We start from the raw sequence: 1,990 nt of genomic DNA on the forward strand, positions 1-1,990 counted from the left end.
CGGTCCGGTTCCGCGTAAACGGCAACGCTCGCGATACCGGCATCCCGGCACGCCCTGGCCACGCGGACAGCGATTTCGCCACGGTTGGCGATGAGCACCTTGCGCACGATGGCTCCCTCCTTGAAACAAGCCGAGTTTAGGGACTGCCGACACGGGCTTACGACCCGTCCCCATGAGTGAGCTTGCCCACACGGAGTGCTATTCGAGGCGCGCTCAAGCGGTGAAACCCCCTGTTGCGCCCTGTAACGCAGCCTTCCCTCTTCGAACCCTAGCCCGCCGACATGGGCTAGGTCTCTGTGAGACGGCGCTGCGACGCTCCGGGTTTCTTTGTGGAGTCCCTACGAATGGCCCAATGATTCTTTGCTCCGGGCAGACCCCTTGTCCCGAGGTTTACCCGTTAGTAGCGTTCGCGTTGTCTCGAACGGACTTGGGGTAACAGCCGAAAGTGGGTGGGGTTCCGGTGGCACGCAGACCGGTGGCATGGGTGGCCGCGATCGTGCTCTTCGCGGAGGCGATCGGTATCGCCCTTCTCAACTGGTTCCTGGGGCTGGTCGTCGACCGCCAGGACATGTCCCTGGCCGGGCTCGACCCCCGTGCCATGTCCGTCTCCGCCTGGATCGCGGGCGGCCTCTTCGGGATCTACCTCGTGCTGTGCGGGATCGTCCTCGTACGCACCGCCGTGCGCGACCGCGCGCCGGCCACCTTCGGCCGCATCCTGCTGATCAGCGCGGCCGTCGTGCACGGGCTGCTCGGGGCGTTCAGCATCGGCCTGGTCGGCTGGCTCGCGTTCGTCTTCATGATGGTCGTGCTCGGGCTCATCGTGCTCACGCTGGTCGCCTATGACCGGAAGGAGCAGGGGGACGGCGCGGGAGCGGGTCAGGCTCCGGCCGGGCCGGCCGAGGGGGGCGGGGCGCCTCAGCCCGTCTGATCGGCCCGGTGAGGCGAGCTGCGGTCAGTCCGTCCACAAGTCCGTGATGTTCACGCCCAGTCGGGCCAGCAGGCGGCGCAGCAGCGGCATCGACAGGCCGATCACGTTCCCGTGGTCGCCGTCGATGCCGTCGATGAACGGTGCCGAGCGGCCGTCCAGCGTGAACGCGCCCGCCACGTGGAGCGGCTCGCCCGACGCCACGTACGCGGCGATCTCCGCGTCGCTCGGCTCGCCGAAGCGGACCACCGTCGAGGCCGTCGCCGACGCGTAGCGGCCGGTCGCCGTGTCGTACACGCAGTGGCCCGTCTGCAGGGTGCCCGCGCGGCCCCGCATCGATTTCCAGCGCGCCGTGGCCTCCTCGGCGTCGGCCGGCTTGCCGAGTGCCTGGCCGTCTATGTCCAGGACCGAGTCGCAGCCGATCACCAGCGCGCCGTGCACCTCCGGCTTCGCCGCGACCACGGACGCCTTCGCCTCCGCCAGCGCCAGCGCCAGTTCGGCCGGGGTGGGGGCGGACACGGCGTCCTCGTCGACCCCGCTGACCAGCACCTCGGGGGCGAGGCCCGCCTGACGCAGCAGGGCCAGCCTGGCCGGGGACTGGGAGGCGAGGACCAGGCGGCGGCGGGGGGTGCTTGCCGGGGTGCCCGAGGGGGTGCTCGCGTGGGGATCGTGCGGATCAGTCATGCGCTCAGGGTTCCACACGCGGGCGGGGTTCTACATGCGGTCAGGGTTCTGCATGCGGGCGGATGGGGGTGCTAGGGCCGGGGCTCCTACACGATTCCCAGAACCAGCATCTACACGATTCCCAGAACCAGCATGGCGATCACCATCGCCACCGCGAGCACGAAGCCCGCTCGGCGGAGCATCGCCTGGGTTTCGCGCAGCTCCTCGGGGGGCTCGTTCTCGGGGTCTGACCACAGCATGGATCCGATACTGCTGTCCCGGCGAGCGGTGGGGGGGGGGGGGGGGGGGCGCGCGCCCCCCCCCCCCCCCCCCCCCCCCCCCCCCACCCCCCCCCCCCCCCCCCGCGGGCGGCGGGGCGGCGGCGGGGCCCCCCCCCCCCCC

General features: G+C 71.2%; 4 protein-coding genes. 1 reads left to right on the forward strand and 3 read right to left on the reverse strand.

Annotated features, from left to right (window positions below):
• A partial coding sequence (locus ACIPWY_RS40275; protein ID WP_324603837.1) for a biotin carboxylase N-terminal domain-containing protein occupies nt 1–107 on the reverse strand: 107 nt, incomplete at its 3' end.
• Nucleotides 108–460: 353 nt separating this feature from the next.
• Here ACIPWY_RS40275 and ACIPWY_RS40280 point away from each other — a divergent pair.
• Nucleotides 461–928, forward strand: coding sequence for a hypothetical protein (locus tag ACIPWY_RS40280; RefSeq protein ID WP_362910957.1), 468 nt, complete (start codon nt 461–463; stop codon nt 926–928).
• A 24-nt stretch (nt 929–952) separates the two neighbouring features.
• Here the strand turns inward: ACIPWY_RS40280 and ACIPWY_RS40285 are convergent, their stop codons facing one another.
• Both ACIPWY_RS40285 and mmpB read right to left on the reverse strand, forming a co-directional pair.
• Nucleotides 953–1,609, reverse strand: a complete 657-nt coding sequence (locus tag ACIPWY_RS40285) for a Maf family protein (RefSeq protein WP_401537094.1) — start codon at nt 1,607–1,609, stop codon at nt 953–955.
• A gap of 110 nt (nt 1,610–1,719) precedes the next feature.
• A complete protein-coding gene (gene mmpB, locus ACIPWY_RS40290; protein WP_264484688.1) occupies nt 1,720–1,848 on the reverse strand; it encodes a morphogenic membrane protein MmpB in 129 nt (42 codons plus the stop codon).
• Between the last annotated feature and the right edge of the window lie 142 nt (nt 1,849–1,990).

It is taken from the genome of Streptomyces sp. NPDC090032, from assembly GCF_044748025.1.
Taxonomy (GTDB): Bacteria; Actinomycetota; Actinomycetes; order Streptomycetales; family Streptomycetaceae; genus Streptomyces.